Source organism: Oceanobacillus sp. FSL K6-2867 (genome assembly GCF_037963145.1).
In the GTDB taxonomy this organism is placed as follows: domain Bacteria; phylum Bacillota; class Bacilli; order Bacillales; family Amphibacillaceae; genus Oceanobacillus.
In genome coordinates, this window is sequence record NZ_CP150144.1 from 668162 (window position 1) to 684749 (window position 16588).

Annotated in this window: 16 protein-coding genes and 1 other annotated feature; of the genes, 5 read left to right on the forward strand and 11 right to left on the reverse strand. The window is 36.4% G+C overall.

The window, feature by feature from the left end:
* Positions 1 to 6 precede the first annotated feature (6 nt).
* Positions 7 to 816 (reverse strand): NAD kinase, encoded by an 810-nt coding sequence (locus tag NSQ77_RS03125; protein WP_339228771.1) that lies wholly within the window; start codon positions 814 to 816, stop codon positions 7 to 9.
* 374 nt (positions 817 to 1190) lie between these two features.
* A complete protein-coding gene (locus NSQ77_RS03130; RefSeq protein ID WP_339228772.1) occupies positions 1191 to 1799 on the reverse strand; it encodes a GTP pyrophosphokinase family protein in 609 nt (202 codons plus the stop codon).
* 222 nt (positions 1800 to 2021) lie between these two features.
* Here NSQ77_RS03130 and NSQ77_RS03135 point away from each other — a divergent pair, with 222 nt between their 5' ends.
* From NSQ77_RS03135 to NSQ77_RS03150, 4 genes are all read left to right on the forward strand, one after another.
* Positions 2022 to 2594, forward strand: a complete 573-nt coding sequence (locus NSQ77_RS03135) for a CYTH domain-containing protein (RefSeq protein WP_339228773.1) — start codon at positions 2022 to 2024, stop codon at positions 2592 to 2594.
* Between the two features lie 88 nt (positions 2595 to 2682).
* Positions 2683 to 3069, forward strand: a complete 387-nt coding sequence (locus NSQ77_RS03140; RefSeq protein WP_339228774.1) for a globin — start codon at positions 2683 to 2685, stop codon at positions 3067 to 3069.
* 18 nt (positions 3070 to 3087) lie between these two features.
* The gene (locus NSQ77_RS03145; protein ID WP_339228775.1) at positions 3088 to 3981 is read left to right on the forward strand and encodes a ClpXP adapter SpxH family protein; all 894 of its coding nucleotides are present in this window, start codon (positions 3088 to 3090) and stop codon (positions 3979 to 3981) included.
* 306 nt (positions 3982 to 4287) lie between these two features.
* On the forward strand, positions 4288 to 4479 hold the full coding sequence (locus tag NSQ77_RS03150) for a hypothetical protein (RefSeq protein WP_339228776.1): 192 nt from the start codon (positions 4288 to 4290) through the stop codon (positions 4477 to 4479).
* Between the two features lie 38 nt (positions 4480 to 4517).
* On the opposite strand, the gene pepF is transcribed toward NSQ77_RS03150, so the two are convergent.
* The 8 genes from pepF to NSQ77_RS03190 form a co-directional block, all read right to left on the reverse strand.
* On the reverse strand, positions 4518 to 6329 hold the full coding sequence (gene pepF / locus NSQ77_RS03155) for an oligoendopeptidase F (RefSeq protein ID WP_339228777.1): 1812 nt from the start codon (positions 6327 to 6329) through the stop codon (positions 4518 to 4520).
* Between the two features lie 99 nt (positions 6330 to 6428).
* Positions 6429 to 7622 carry a competence protein CoiA family protein gene (locus NSQ77_RS03160; RefSeq protein WP_339228778.1) on the reverse strand — a complete coding sequence of 398 codons (1194 nt, stop codon included), beginning with the start codon at positions 7620 to 7622 and terminating at the stop codon, positions 6429 to 6431.
* A gap of 361 nt (positions 7623 to 7983) precedes the next feature.
* Positions 7984 to 9285, reverse strand: a complete 1302-nt coding sequence (locus NSQ77_RS03165; protein ID WP_339228779.1) for a DUF5068 domain-containing protein — start codon at positions 9283 to 9285, stop codon at positions 7984 to 7986.
* A gap of 145 nt (positions 9286 to 9430) precedes the next feature.
* Positions 9431 to 10123, reverse strand: a complete 693-nt coding sequence (gene mecA, locus NSQ77_RS03170) for an adaptor protein MecA (protein ID WP_339228780.1) — start codon at positions 10121 to 10123, stop codon at positions 9431 to 9433.
* Between the two features lie 453 nt (positions 10124 to 10576).
* A complete protein-coding gene (locus tag NSQ77_RS03175) occupies positions 10577 to 10978 on the reverse strand; it encodes a thiol-disulfide oxidoreductase DCC family protein (protein WP_339228781.1) in 402 nt (133 codons plus the stop codon).
* Positions 10979 to 11068: 90 nt separating this feature from the next.
* Positions 11069 to 11464 (reverse strand): transcriptional regulator SpxA, encoded by a 396-nt coding sequence (gene spxA / locus NSQ77_RS03180; RefSeq protein ID WP_149474586.1) that lies wholly within the window; start codon positions 11462 to 11464, stop codon positions 11069 to 11071.
* 413 nt (positions 11465 to 11877) lie between these two features.
* Complete coding sequence (locus NSQ77_RS03185; protein ID WP_339228782.1) at positions 11878 to 12471, reverse strand: GNAT family N-acetyltransferase; 594 nt, start codon at positions 12469 to 12471, stop codon at positions 11878 to 11880.
* A gap of 120 nt (positions 12472 to 12591) precedes the next feature.
* The gene (locus tag NSQ77_RS03190) at positions 12592 to 13800 is read right to left on the reverse strand and encodes a putative glycoside hydrolase (RefSeq protein WP_339228783.1); all 1209 of its coding nucleotides are present in this window, start codon (positions 13798 to 13800) and stop codon (positions 12592 to 12594) included.
* A 720-nt stretch (positions 13801 to 14520) separates the two neighbouring features.
* Positions 14521 to 14695, forward strand: a binding site (T-box leader).
* Between the two features lie 57 nt (positions 14696 to 14752).
* Between NSQ77_RS03190 and trpS the strand changes: the two genes are divergently transcribed.
* Positions 14753 to 15742, forward strand: coding sequence for a tryptophan--tRNA ligase (trpS, locus tag NSQ77_RS03195; RefSeq protein ID WP_339228784.1), 990 nt, complete (start codon positions 14753 to 14755; stop codon positions 15740 to 15742).
* Between the two features lie 73 nt (positions 15743 to 15815).
* On the opposite strand, the gene NSQ77_RS03200 is transcribed toward trpS, so the two are convergent.
* Positions 15816 to 16577: a YjbA family protein gene (locus NSQ77_RS03200; protein ID WP_339228785.1), complete on the reverse strand. Its 762-nt coding sequence runs from the start codon at positions 16575 to 16577 to the stop codon at positions 15816 to 15818.
* Between the last annotated feature and the right edge of the window lie 11 nt (positions 16578 to 16588).

Sequence of the window (16588 nt, forward strand, 5' to 3'; positions counted from 1 at the left end):
GCCTCACTATCTATTATCTTCATCCGCAACAAAGGAGTCACGGACCCTGTTCCAAAACGGAAATTGTTTAAAACGCGCAAATCGAATACGCTCATTTGCCACACGGCATTGGATTGATTTCACATTTGTGTATGTTTTAATAAAATGATCGATTTGAATAAGAAAGCTGCTGTCTACCATAGGCTTTAAGAAACACGTATGATGCTTTGGCAGCACTAATGGTGATCCGATTGTTCGAAACACACGGTTATTGATCGACGCATTTTCCGTTATTTGTATTGCTTCAAGGGACGGATGTAAAATTGCCCCGCCAAGCGCCTTATTATATGCCGTACTTCCAGAAGGAGTAGATATACAAATACCATCTCCGCGGAAGGTTTCAAAATGCTCCCCCTTAATTTCCACATCAAAAACAACTGAAGAACCGTCAGCAGTCTTAATCATTGCTTCATTCAATGCCAAAAAACGATCCTCCTTGTCTCCTGTTTTCCCGCGAATAATTACTTCAAGCAATGGATACTCTACAGTTTGAAACGGTGTTTTGGCAATTTCAATAATTAGCTTTTCAATTTCAGAAGGAACCCAATCTGTATAAAATCCCAAATGACCGGTATGCACCCCAATAAATGCAGTTGTTTCAAGCCGATGATTATACCGATGGAAAGCCTCCAGAAATGTTCCATCTCCCCCAACCGATATAACAAGATCCGGCTCAACTTTATCATATACTAAATCAAAGTCCGACAAGTACTGCTTCATCGTTGCTTTCATCTTATTGGAACGTTCATCACCTTTTGAAACAATTTTAAACTTCATCCATTCTCTCCCCTTATTTCTTATATTACGAGCTCTTTCATACTGATAGCATCATTCCAGTGAGACTTTTCTCATCTCATGACAGTCTATAGAAAACCTGCGACTGCCAAGACATAAAACCTGGTTGGACTTATACTCTTATGGTGAAGGCGAGCGGGTATCGACTTCATGTAAAAGCGATAAAAAAGCCTAAGCCATATCCCTAAATGGAGCATGTTTCCTTTTAGATGACTTTCTCCCTTAACGGCGAAAGTTATAAAGCAGCTTACACTTTTGAGTGAATCTCCTGCGTAAGAATATTCGACATGTCGAAGCACCCACAGTTCGGAGCACAGTCTGTACATTGTTAACCGGACTCCCTGAGCTTTTGCGCTTTACTTGCGGTGGAATATTCGTTGTGCTTCCTGAATTTCGCTTTTTATCTTAGACATTTCTTCATCTAATTTAAATGCCGCTTCTGCCGCTCTCTGCAGCCTGGACTCTACCTCTTCTGGCAGTTTACCTTCATATTTATAATTTAAGGAATGCTCATTAGTTGCCCAAAAGTTCATTGCGAGCGTCCTTATTTGAATCTCTGCAAGGTGCAGCTTTGTACCATGAATTGTTTCAACTGGATATTCAATAATCATATGATACGAGCGATAGCCACTCGTTTTCTTATTCGCGATATAATCTTTTTCTTCGACTATCGTAAAATCGGTTCTCGTATGAAGCATATCTACTATTGTATAAATATCATCAACAAATTGACAAACAACGCGAACCCCAGCAATATCCTGAATTTCCGTATCGATTTTATCAAGCGATATTCCTCGCATTTCAGCCTTTTCCATAATACTATGTACTGGTTTTACACGACCTGTTACAAATTCAATTGGAGAATGGCTGGATTCAAGTTCAAATTGTGCACGCATACCCCTCAGTTTTACTTTTAGCTCTTCAACAATCTGTTTATATGGAGCAAGGATTACTTCCCATCTCATTGTTATCACCCTTACCGTTCATCAGGTTCATAACAGTCTTCAATATGCAAAATAGTATTTCGAATTGTCAGCATGACAATAATGTATTACCTGGCATTGTTTGAATAACTATTATTAATCAACCTTATTTTAACACATCAAACGAAAATGGCTAATCTTTGCATACATGTCCATCTTTCGCCATAATTAATAATAACCTATTTTCAAGTTGGGGGACAGATTATGACACAAGAAATAGAAATTGAATTTAAAAATTTATTAGAAAAGGAGGAGTATGATTATTTACTAAAAAACATTCCTTTTCCAACAGAAGGAAAACTGCAAATAAACCATTATTTTGAGACCTCAAACTTTTCGCTTAAAGAACAAGGATGCGCGCTTCGGATACGAGAAAAGCATGGGAAATATACGCTAACATTAAAGGAACCACATCCTGACGGCTTGCTTGAAACTCATGATTTATTAACAAAACAAGAAGCGCTGAGCTGGATTAACGGTACCATTATTCCGAAATACAACACATCCAAACAGCTATTGCAAAAAGATATTCAACTAGAAAAGCTAGTCTATTGCGGAAGTCTCTCTACATTGAGAAGAGAAGTTTCCGATCAAGGTGTGTTACTCGTACTTGATTACAGCACGTATAATGATCAAGCAGATTACGAATTAGAAGTAGAGGCAAATTCACAAAAAGAAGGATTGCGTATATTTCATCAGCTGCTCGAAGAAAATAAGATCAAGGAACGCGCAACCCCGAATAAAATTGAACGTTTTTTCCACTCGCTGGAAAATTAATTAAGTAATAAGCTGGTCACAATCAGATTTGTTGCTCATTTTGCTTTCCGTTGCTACAATATATACAAACATCCAAGGAGATATTTTTATGGAGCATATTGTACATGGAACGATTTACGATGCCATTGGCGGATTCGATACAATAGACAAACTAGTTAATGCCTTTTATAAACGTGTTGGAAAACATCCAAAACTTATACCAATATTTCCAGAAGACCTCACAGAAACTGCAAGAAAGCAGAGTCTTTTTTTAACGCAGTTTTTCGGAGGTCCAAGGCTTTATGAAGCAGAACGCGGCCATCCAATGATGCGAAGACGTCACTTGCCATTTGAAATTACTCCTTCCAGAAGAGATGCTTGGCTAGATTGTATGGCAGAAGCGTTAGACGAAGCAGGAATCGAGGAACCATACCGCACGGCTATATTTGAGAAATTGACCCTTACTGCAAACCACATGATGAACACGCCTGAATAAGAGAAAGGAGAATTCGATGTGAGTTGGAATCAAACTGAGCTTACAAGCTCAAATCATACAAACACATCGGCCAATTATAGCTATATTGATATTGTGCAAAAACCGATAGAGATTTTTGTATTTATTGATCCGCTTTGTGCGGAATGCTGGTCCTTAGAGCCTTATCTAAAAAAACTGTCTGTTGAATACGGACGTTTTTTCACTATACGCCAAATTGTAAGTGGCCAACTTAGAGCACTCAATACAGATTCATTTGATAAACCGAGAAAATTAAAAGAAATATGGGAAAGAACTGCCAAACGTACTGGTATGAGCTGTGATGGAGATTTCTGGATCGAAAATCCAGTATCATATCCATGGATTGCATCACTTGCAATTAAAGCTGCAGAGCTTCAAGGTAAAAAGGCAGGAATGTTGTTTCTGCGAAAGTTACAGGAGAATCTTTTCTTAAAAAAGCAGAATATTTCAGATGAAGACGTGCTGCTTCAATGTGCGAAAGAAGCTAAGCTAGACGTTGAAGAATTTGAAAGAGACCTATTCTCGTCCTCTGCCAAAAAAGCATACCAATGTGATTTAAAGCTAACGCGCGAAATGGAAGTAGACTATATCCCAACCATTGTATTCTTTAATCAGGTTGCCGAAGAGGAAGGCATTAAGATTTCAGGCCTTTATCCATATGAAATTTATGAGCTTGTATTGAAAGAAATACTGCAGAGAACACCGATCCCTTCCGTAAAGCCGCCTTTAGAAACCTTTTTACAATATTACGAGGTAGTTGGTACCAAAGAGATTTCAGTGGTTTATGATTGGTCACTTGCAAAGACGGAAAAGGAAATGAAGAAGCTGCAATTCCAGCAAGTGGTCGAAAAAATTCCAGCAAAATATGGATCCTTTTGGAAATATAATTTTTAGTTTTTCAGCCTTACAATAATGAGGCTTTTTTTTTGCCTTCAAAATGAAGACAAAAAAATAAAGGATATACGGGGCAGCGTATATCCTTATTCCTACTTTGTATTTATACAAAGGGGGATGGGAGAAAGTTTCATGATCAAACAAAAGGGGTATTTGTTTGTACTTAACTTACAATCTTATAATAACAAGAAGTAAATTGATTTTCAACCTATATGTGCACATATTCACAAAATGTTCACTTCTATACAAGTTGTAATTATCATATAGTGTAATGAGCCGATTGAAGATGCTACTGGAGGGATTGAGATGCGCAGGTCTTATCGTTTTTATCGGTTTTATCCTGTTCTATTTATCGCATTAACAGTTTTTGCCTTTTTCTTAAATCTATTAGGCTTAATGAAGCTCATTCCGCTTTTTGTTACATTGCCGCTATTTTTCTTATCCATCTACTTAACACTTCATTCTTTAACACAGCGGGATGTCCGAAGGTATAGATAGAGGGAACCAGATGGTTCCCTCTTATTTTTAATGGTGACTTATTCTAATAACATACGTTCCATTTCATTTAACTTTTCCTCAAACACATCAAGCGCATCTAAAATCGGTTGTTTCGATGTCATGTCGACGCCAGCCTTTTTCAGCACTTCAATTGGATAGTCACTGCTTCCGGATTTCAGGAAGTCAAGATAGCGATCAACAGCTCCTTCTTTTCCTTCTAATATTCCATTTGCAAGTGCTGTTGCAGCAGAATATCCTGTTGCATACTGATACACATAATAGTTGTAATAGAAATGTGGGATTCTTGTCCATTCAAGCCCGATTGCTTCATCTGAAACAACAGCTTCCCCATAATATTTCTTGTTTAAATCATAGTATATTTCTGTTAGCTTATCTGCCGTAAGTGCTTCCCCGTCTTTTGCTCTTACATGGATTTCATGTTCAAATTCTGCAAACATTGTCTGACGGAATACTGTACCACGGAAGCCTTCTAAAAAATGATTTAGAATATATAATTTCTGCTTCTCGTCTGCTAGATTATTTAATAAATAATCATTTAACAATGCTTCATTTGTCGTAGATGCAACTTCTGCTACAAAAATGGAATAATCTCCATAGCGGAAAGGCTGCGTTTTTCTCGTATAGTAGCTATGAAGAGAATGACCTAGCTCATGCGCCAATGTAAATGTATTGTTTACATCATCTTGCCAATTCATTAAAATATACGGGTTTGTCGCATAGGATCCAGAAGAGTATGCACCACTTCGTTTTCCTTTATTCTCTTCCACATCAATCCAGCGATTTTCAAATGCCTCTTTTAGAATATCCGCATATTCATTTCCAAGTGGAGCAAGCCCTTTAAATACAAAGTCCTTTGCATCTTCATAGGTAACCTTCATTTCTACTTCTTTTACTAATGGTGTGTACAAATCGTACATATGCAATTCATCAAGCTTTAGGACCTTTTTCCGAAGTTTTGTATAGCGATGCAGTAGTGGTAGTTTTTCATTAACCGCTTCAACTAAATTATCATATACTTGCTCTGGAATATTATTGTTATCAAGAGCCGCCTGTCTTGCAGATTCATAATTACGAACTTTTGCAGAAAAATTATGGGTTTTCACCGCTCCACTGAGTGTTGATGCAAATGTATTTTTGAATTTACCATACGTATCATACATCTTATTAAATGCATCTTCTCTCACACGACGGTCCTTCGATTCTAAGAAAGTAGAATATCTTCCATGTGTAAGATCAACTTCTTCCCCTTGTTCGTTCACGATTGTTGGAAAGGTTAGATCAGCATTATTGAGCATGCTGAACGTCTGTGATGAGCTGGATAATGCTTCGGAAGCTTCAGCGAGTAATACCTCTTCTTTCTCACTTAGCACATGTGGACGCTGACGATTAATCTCATCCAATACTTTCTTATATAATCTTAATTCTTCTTTTTCCTCCAGAAATTGATTAATTTGGTTTTCATCCATTTGCAGTACTTCTGGAACAACATAGCTCATTGCACTTGAAGCCTGGGTCAATACCATCTCCGCTTGAGCATTCAACCCTTGATAAAAGGAATTCGTAGTATCCTGATCATATCGCATATGCGAATATGTATACAGTTTTCCAAGACGTTTAAAGAGGTCATCCTGCAGTTTTAAAAGTTCATATAACGCATCGGCAGACTCTGATAATTTTCCTTTGTATGCTTCTGCCTTTGGTATTTCCTGCTGCAGCTTTTTTAATTCTTCCTGCCATAATTCATCTGTTGCGAAAATATCTTCTAATTTCCATGTTGATTCAACCGGTATTTCACTGCGTTTAGGTAATTCTTTTGATGTTTTTGACATGAATAAATTCCTCCCTTTACGATTTCTTCAGATTTCTATTTCTTGCAGAAATCCTTTATAAATTCAATCTATACTTTAGTATAACGAACTATTCCCAATTCATGCTCGTATTATGTTTGATTTTTGACTAAATAATTCCTTTACAAGCTGATTATCCCCTTGTACTGCTTCCTCAATATGGTGATAAAAAGTAATTGGCTGGAATTTTTTATACACATCTTTAGAGACCTTCTGAATTACTTGAAGGCGTTCGAGCAATCTAAGGTATTCTTGAACAGGAGTAGTTTGTGAAATACATAAAGGAAAGTAATTAGAGTTGTATTGTTGTCGGAAAAGGAGATGTTGACATTCCCCAATAGAAAAAAGACCTTTCATGGGAAGTGGATCAATTATTTCCAAGCAGACTTTACTCTGCCAGTTCCATAGTGGAATTTTCATTCGATATTGAGTGGCAATTGGAAGATGAATAATAGACGGGAGATTTTCAAGATGAAAGCCTTTGGAATAGAGCCATCTGCGCCAGGTCAATTCATTTCCATAAGCTTTTCTTCCTTGTGCATGGCGGAATTTATATTTTTGCTTCTGCCATAGCAACTGCAATTCTGTATTCGTAAAAGACTGTAAGTGAAATAAATCTGTGAATTTTCTCTTCTCAAGAGCTGAAATATGAAGTTTTCCTATAGCTTGTGTGCTTGTAGTTATGAAAATATCTTGTAAGATAGCGAGCTGGGCGGTATGTGGGCAAAAATAATAAAGTACAGGGGGCATTTGAGGGTTATATTGTTGCATTAATTGCTTTGTAAACTGGTCTATCCGAAAGCTATTTGCTTGATAACGCGTAAAAAGAGTTGCACCTGCAATCCATATTGGTATAATTCCAACCGATTGATATCCTTCATTACGTAGTTTTATTATTTTGTCGGGGACTCTGGCACATTGGTATTCAATGGCAATTCTTCTGTTATTCCATGTCACGAGTATATCTGGTCTCTGTTGGATTTCAGGAAGAAACACTTCCAGTTCCACCTTCATATTGTGGCGCATCAACCATTGATATAGCATAAGCTTTCCTTGTTCATGATAAACTCCCTCTCCCCCTTTATAGGAAGGACAATCTGCAGTCGACTTATGAGCAAAATGAGGAATTGTCTTAATCCCCACCTTCATAATCACCTGTTTACCACACACAGGACAATAATATAACGTACCAGTTGCTTTTAATTTAATAATGCTTTCATGATTCATTGTCGCAAGCGTAATGGTTCTGCCATCTTTTGTTTTAGCTTGCAGCATAACTTCACCTCCATCAAGCTATATATTCGACAGCAAATGAACAATCTCCTGCTATTATTTTTATTATTGTTTCTAGGCAACTTCAGACTTCTGAAAAAACAATGTTTAGAATAACTTTATAAAATCGTTGGTTGCATTTTATTATAGATTGTTATAATACGGCTGTTTCAGAAAAATGAATCTCTCTCCAAATAATTCCACCTTTGTTATATGAAGCAAAAACAACTAGTTTTATACCGTTATTTACTGCTTACTTCAGCAGTATTAATAGACTTTACGAGAACAATTCAGACAGACATAAAAAAACGAATAGTGTCCAACTCGTTTAGCTGGCTGCTATTCGTTCTTTATATAAATCATTTTACTTTAGCTTAAATTCCGCTCTTGCACCTTTGGAAATATCTTCAGCATCCATATTTCGAAGTGGCCCGATTTCCATTTCAAATGATTTATCTTTCCAAATTTTTTCATACTGCTCCTGATCTAAAAGATAGACTTGCAGCAATTCACCACTTTCATTAGCAGGAATAGCATCCCCATAACTATATGGCAATAACATGCCTTCATTTAATGTCCATTGTTTACCATCATTTACGTACAAATTAGAGGACATAGAGCTTTTTGAAATATCCTCATCATATTCATTATCAATAGTAAACCTTACCGTTAATAATACAACCTCTTCTGACTGAAAACGAGGAGCTTCATCTGCATTTGGAACAAAGTTTGTGAATTGGTAGCCTTCTAATGTTACAGTTGCTTTGTCTAATTTCTTGCTTTCCCCTATACTTTCTTCACTTTCCAGCATCTCTTTTTCACCCATATTATCTGCAGTTGCTTTATCTTTATAGAAGCCTTGACTTGCGGTTTGTTCTACTTTATCAGCACTTTCTGCATCCAGCGGCAGTGTAAATCTTCCTTCTGAACCAAAAGTCGTGGAGAAATCATCTTTATCCGTTTGTGGTTTTGCCACTTCCACATCCACGCTGCCAGCCTTTAATACATCTTTCAAACGATCTTCTCCAATTGGATATGCAAAATATCCTGTAATCTCTTGGCCTGCTTCTAGCAAGTATTCATTGTTCGGTGAGAGTAATGTTGGGAGCTGCTGTTCTTCTGGTAAAAGATAACGATGATTACTTAAATCTTTATCAGCACCAACATAGGTCATATAAAGACTTGGCATGTAGTGTACATTTTCATCTGTATCATTTTTTACTGTGTACTGCGCAATAATGACTGCTCCATTGTTTTGGTCATCAAATGGGATAGAGAAATCTCTATGAAAGTCTAGTAATTCAACTAATGTATAAGCATCTAATGATAAAGATATACCTTCCATATCATGAGTCTGAGATTTATCATTTTCAAATAGTACACTTGCTGTACCTTGTGTTTCATCTTCCATATATGTAATTAAATCACTAAAGCTGCCTTCATTATTCGTTGCAGCAGTTTCTTCTTTGTTTTCCTCTTGTTCTTCTTGCCCTGTTTCTTCTGATTCTTTTTCTGTTTCTTCTTCCGTTTCTTTTTTAGTTGCCTCTTCCTTTGGTTCTTCTGCACTAGCTGCATCCTTGTTTTCTCCATCTTCGTTACCACATGCAGTTAATACGATAGCTAAAAATAGTAATGTAATAAAAGCGATAAGTCCTTTCTGTTTCAACAGTTTCCCTCCTTCTTTTTAAACACAATTACTATTGTACTATACCCAAAAGGAAAGTCTATGAATATTGCGAAAAATGAGCTGTTTGTCCTAGGTATTTGGAGGTCTTAAAAACAGAAAAATAGACATTCCTGTTACAGAATGTCTATGCTTCAACTGGAAAATATGATCTTACTTGTGAAAAAGTATTGGATTCAAAAATAATTTTACCGTATTCTTCCAACAAATGAATGGATATATCGGAATCATTTGCAAACTCAAGTACCTGACTAATGATATTCTCCTGCTTGTTATCATCGAGTATATCGTGAGAAAATTCCATGTACAGATAATATTTGTCACGATAATGGTATAGTGTCTCTTCCCCAAATTCAGATAAGCTGTTAAAATAATGACTTAATTGAATGACGTCCTCAAATTCACTAAATTCTACAATGATCCATAAATTATCTTCAATCATATCCTCTGCATCATCCTCTGAAGATGAAACGTTTTTGCCGAATTTATCTTCAAGCAGGTTTTCAATCTTTTCTTCAACTGGTAAATCGAAACCATCGGCATCCTCTGTATCTAATTCGTGATGCTCACCATTTTTAGATACTTTCGCTTTTGTAACTACAATTTCAAGCCCTTTTTCCATCGCTTGTACTTGAATCCATAGTGGACCATCCGGATTAAAGTCTTCCTGGTAATTAACCTCATCCATCATTTGCCAAAAAAGCTGTTCACTGCGTTCCCGGTTGTACCAAATTTCTTCACGTTCAAAACCGAGATCTTCAATATCGATATACGAAATATAAAACTTTATGGTATTCTCATTTATTCTCTCTATTTCCAATTTAATTCTCTCCCTTCAAATTGAAAAATTAATCGCTGTTTCGTCCTTGCAAAGCATAGCTTAATCATTTCATTTTTATTAAGGAAAAACAGTTAGGTGGAAGAGACATCTTCACCAATTATTTATTTCAGCTTATTTGCTGCTCTATAGTTTGTAGTACCCGATTTGCGGTGACTCTAACCATCGCTATTCTCTGCTTACTTCCATTGTATGATAGTGTACGGCATCTTGGAAATTAATATGCCTATTTATCATATGAATTTCTGCCTCCTACCCAATTAGGAGTGGATAGTTAGTATGCTATTTTACAGCATTTCCCCCATTTTGTCATCCGTTTCCGCCATGATATGATGACATTTTCAGCACAAAAATTCATGCTGAATAAGGCGAAAACCTATAAAACAGTCATATCATCGGGGATATCAGTATAGCAATGCCCCGTTCAAAAGGGTTTTAGTTTGGATCTGTCAAAAATCGTTTCCTGATTTCAGGGCTCGGCAATTCACAGCTTGTTTTTTTTCCAAACCATTTATATCGATTATTTGCAATAAATTCATAAAGGAAATCCCGAATGGGCTTTGGGATTACTGCAAAAACATAAGCTGCTTTCCATAATCCCTTTAAATGCTTACATATTCGAAGTGCTGCTGTAGATTTAATATAATACGTGTCATTTTCAATAAGCACCATACTATCTAAATCTTCAGGAGCATTAAGGTTACCCAATATTTGCTGACCAATGTCACTTTGTAAGGAGGCAAATTTAAAATGGCCTTTGGGGTCACGCGCAATGATAAATTGCACACCTCTGTCACAAAAATTACAATCTCCGTCAAATAATATCAGCTTATCCATGAAATCCCCCCTTTCTTGAATGCTAATACAGTAGAAAAACGCAGCTCCATATTGGAGACTGCGTTTCTTATTTTATTTATGAAAAAACAGTTAGTTAACCATCCTCTGAGCTTCGCGTAATTGAAATGTACGCACAGTTCTCGGTAAGAATCTGCGAATCTCATCTTCGTTATAACCTACTTGCAGGCGCTTTTCATCCAGTATAATTGGCCGTCTCAATAATCCAGGATTTTTTTGAATTAGACTAAATAGATCCTTCATTGGAAGCTGTTCAATATTAACATCCAACTTTTGAAAAACCTTCGAACGCGTCGAAATTATCTCATCCGTTCCATCTTCAGTCATACGTAATATTTCTTTAATCTCATTAAGCGTTAAAGGTTCAGAGAAAATATTACGCTCTGTAAACGGTATGTTGTGTTCTTCTAGCCATGCTTTTGCCTTTCTGCAAGAAGTACAACTTGGCGAGGTATAAAGTGTTACCATGAAACTTCACTCCTCATTTTTAAGTATGTTAGATCATTATCATAAACATTGGTAAACTTACTAAATTATAATAAGTTTAAACTACCTATATGTATAAGTATACTACATCTGTCAACCAAAAGGTAGAGGATATTCTAGAAATAACAGGAAGTTTTAATGTTTTTGATAATATCTTAGCTCATTATGTAATGTACCCATTCACAATTTAATTAAACCTATGAATTGAAAAAGTTTCCACTTCAATTAGGTTTTTTCCGCTTTAGAATTTTCTAAAAGCATGCAAATAATTTAAGAAAAATATTTAACCAAAATGGAAATAGAATGCGACGAAAACTAAGCTGGCTTCCGCCGCATTCCTTACTTATTTTAATTGTTTCAAGCATTTTCCCCACTCAATGAAGCACACCTGACAATTATGCTTTCTCGGTTTTTTTCAATCCTTCTAAGATATCCTTTGAATCGCGTTCCTCATTGTAACTCAATACCTCATCAACAGGTTGATATGCTTTTCCATATATTTCTTCATCTTTATACGTATGGATATCATTATACATTTTCTTCATTTGCTCAAAAATAATCTCTTCAGCATCGTCATTTGGTGACCAGTATAATATTTCCAGCTGTGTCTCTTCATTAGTAGCTAAAGACCTGCGATTATATCCGATTGATTGTGCGTGGGTAAATCCTTCTCGATTATAAAAACGCAATCTTTTTTCAGAATCTGAATCATCATAATCAATCGGCTCAACCTCTAATATAATTGGTTTATTCTTAGCCTTTAAAGTTTCGATTAATTGATGACCAATTCCCTGTCCTCTCGTGTCTGTTGAAACCCAAAGGTAATCAATAAAAAGGAATGTCTTAAATTCAGCATACATCAGCACATGCTTCGGACTTTCATCCTTATAGTACACATCCCCTTTTTCATCTAAAAGGATTTCCATATGCTTCTTTGACTTCATTTCTTCAATTGGAAAATATTCATTCAGCTTTTCATACCAATTCATGGATCTACTCCTTTTTCCGTAGTCCCACATAGTATAACGAAAAACTTCTCATTTGTTAAATGAGGTGTGAAGAATATTATACAAAAAAGCAAGAGACCGCCTTAAAGCAGCCCCTTGGTATTATTTCCCAATCATATAGTCCACATTTTCTGTATAAACATTACCTGAATTCCATAGCAGAAACTCATCAATACCGTTCTCATACAGCCCTTTAATCTGAGCTTCTACTTCCGCTTTACCATACTGTTTCGTGGCTCCACTGTATAGCCATGGTGCTTCAAAGTCCTGCAGCCAAGGTCTTGATACTGGCGGTGTCTTCAGCTCACCTAATACTGCATTTTCAACCTTTGCATATTCTGAAACGAGCTTGTATGGCTCTTCATCAGGATTTTCAATACCAAAGTAAGATGTCCAATGACTTGGATAAATCATGGAAGAAATGACATCAACATTTTCCGAAATTCTTGAGAAGTTTTGCCCGATGCCTGGTGTCTCTTCAATTGTTGCTGCATAACCAAAAATATCAACAGACACATCTACATCATAATTAGACAGTTCTTCTCTTGCATATGCAACAAAGTCTGATACCGCCTCAACTCGTTTTTTAATATTGTTTAATTCTAAATCCTTATAATCACCAAGTGTATACTCCAGTTCTTCATCCTTTGTTTCAAATCCTTCTGGGAAACGAACATAATCAAATTGAATCTCCTGGAATCCCATTTCCGCTGCCATTTTGGCGATTTCAACATTATATTCCCATACTTCTTTTTCAAAAGGACTGACAAAGGCTTCCCCTTTGTTGTTCACCCACACTTCTCCATTTTTAGTGAATGATAAGTCAGGGCGCTTTTTAGCAAGCAGTGAATCCTTAAATACAACGATTCTGGCAATTGGATAAATTTTCTTTTCCTCTAAAAGTTTCATCAGCCCTTCAGGATCCGAAATATTATTGGTTGAAATATCTTCATAGGGAGACCCTTCTTCCGGCTTAAACGTTAAATGTCCATGATCTTCTTTAATATCAATTACCATCGCATTCAAATCTGTTGTATCTACCAAGTCTACCAAGCTTTCAAATTTGCTTGACCCAACGGAATTTCCAGTTACATAGATTCCTCTAACCGCATCAGGATATTCAAAGTCATAACCAGAGTCATATGTAAAACGCTTCATGTTTTGTAAGATATCCATTAATTCTATGTTTGTCTTTCTTTCTTGATGCAAGGATGCCTGCATCTCCTCTTCCGCTGCCGCCACTGTTGGAATTGAAATACTAAGCAAGAGAATTCCAATGAATGCCATAATCGTACTACGCCTTTTCCTCATGTTGAATCAATCTCCTATTAAAAGTTAATAAGTTAAGTATAAATGAAAAGTTCGTTCATTTAAATGGATAACCCGAATTCATTTTAAATACTTTTCATCTCTATTAACTTAAAGTACATTACCCTCCGCACATAAATTAAAAACGCCTTTTTTATAACTTTTTTTCGGGGTTAGAATAAAACGCTGGAAAATTGAAAGAGCTCCTAAACAGCCCTTCAATTCTATTTCATTAAATGATTTCTTTCAGTATAATTGAATTAGTTAATATATAGTAATAGAAAGGATGTTTGCCCTACAAATCTCGTACAAAGCCAAAAGCATTATATATTCTCGAGTTTTTAAACAAACGAAAAAAGAAAAACAACACTACTTCAATCTGTATAAAGGATATGAAGGAGAAGTTCTATTCGATCATTTCACAGAAAACTACATGGGATCCTTCACGCGTGATTCTCATATCTTTTTGGGTTCTATCGACTGTGACGGCTCTCTTCTCGGATGATTCTCATGTCTTTTTGGGTTCTATCAACCGTGACAGCATTCCTCTCGGTGGTTTTTATATTATATTTAGTTCTATCGACCGTGACAGCAACTATCTCAGTTAATTCTCATATCATTTCCAAATTTATCAACCGTGACGGTACTCTTCTCGGTCGTTTCTGTATATCTTGCCCCTTGCATTTCAATAAAATGATATATATAATAGTTAAAAACTCAATATGTTAAGCGATGATAAAGATATAGTACAATTTACCCGCTGATTTTTAGAGAGCTTGTGGTTGGTGGGAGCAAGCATCAAGGTAATTTGGAATTGGGCTTTAGAGCTGATGACAATTAAAGTGATCTTACACAGTTAAGATAATTAGGGTGGCACCGCGGTTCATTCGTCCCTTTTCTATAGGGAGAATGGGCTTTTTTAATGCTTTAAAATGATAAGATGGAGTGATAGGATATGGAGAAAATTTTTTCTGGAATTCAGCCAAGTGGTACGTTAACACTAGGGAACTATCTTGGTGCAATCCAGCAGTTTGTTGAATTACAAAATGATTATGATTGTTTCTTCTGTATTGTAGATGAACATGCAATTACAGTTCCTCAAGAACGATTAAAATTAAGACAAAACATTCGTTCCCTTGCAGCTTTATATCTTGCTTCAGGTATTGATCCTGAGAAAGCAACATTGTTCATTCAATCAGAGGTTCCAGCACATACACAGCTAGGATGGATGCTGCAGTCTATCAGCTATGTTGGTGAGCTGGAGCGTATGACCCAGTATAAAGATAAGTCTGAAGGAAAAGATGCAGTGTCCTCTGCATTGCTTACTTATCCGTCATTAATGGCAGCAGATATACTTCTTTATAATACGAATGTCGTGCCTGTCGGAGATGATCAGAAGCAGCATCTGGAACTAACACGAAATTTGGCGCAGCGCTTTAATAATCGCTTCAATGATATTTTTACAATCCCGGAAATTCGCATTCCGAAGGTTGGAGCACGAATTATGTCCTTGCAAGATCCCACTAAGAAAATGAGTAAATCGGATGAAAATGAAAAAGGCTATATCTCGATGCTGGATGAACCAAAGAAAATTGAGAAGAAAATTAAGAGTGCTGTAACAGATTCTGAGGGTATTGTGAAATTTGACAAAGAAAACAAGCCTGGTGTTTCGAACTTGCTTACTATTTATTCAAGCTGTACAGGTGAATCCATTGAAGCGCTTGAAGCTAAATATGAAGGCAAAGGCTACGGAGATTTCAAACAAGGTGTTGCAGACGCCGTGATTGGAGTTCTAAAACCAATTCAGGAACGTTATGCAGCATTAATTAATTCAGAAAACCTTGATGAAATTCTGGATCAAGGTGCAGAAAAAGCCTCCTTTACAGCAAACAAAACTGTTGCAAAAGCAAAGAAAGCAATGGGTCTCGGAAGGGTTAGAAAATAACAATTTAAAATGCGCTAGGCAGATCAATTCTGCTTAGCGCATTGCTTTAGCTCATTCAATGACATGATGAAAATTATTTTTGATTTGATGTATCATGCTCTGGTCCAATTTCCGCTTCCCACATCTTTTCCAAAAATGGTTGTCCACGAATCAGTTTCATACATAACTCTTCATGTGCAGTACTCCATCCATCCTTTACACCGTTATACAATGCTTGCCATACCTTATCTTCATCCATAAAACGGATGGCAGGATACTTTTTTGGATCCCATTCTGTTAACCAATACCGCAATTCTTCACGATTATTTGTTGTTTTTAATTGGTCTAAGCCAATCATCAGCAATTGCTTAAGTTGTCTTTCTTTTCGTGTAAGACCAAATATTAGCTCCGGTGGCATGGATAGCATATGGTATTCTTTCTTATAATCACTTTCAACAAATTTAAAGGATTGGGCTTTCGTATTGGCAATCATATCGAACACAAGCTGTTCCTGACGTGGTATTAATCTGCTTTTACGAATTGGAATGGAATAGCCAATCGTATCAAAAGCAAGTATTTCATTGCCATCGGTAACAATACATGCATACTCCACAACCGATCTTTGCTGGCCTTTTCGTGTATATGCTCTTTTGTAAATTGAATCAAGCAAAGCTTTTGGCAGATCATGCATATCATTTTCAATGTAGTTATATAGTGATTCTGTTATGTATAACAATGGCACTTGGTCCAGCAGCTCAATTGTGTCCTCTTTACGCCACTCATGAAAATGGCAGACACTATAGCCATTTTCTTCCCCTTCAAACCAATTCACCCATACATCGTGCAAATATAACATAGAACAACCCT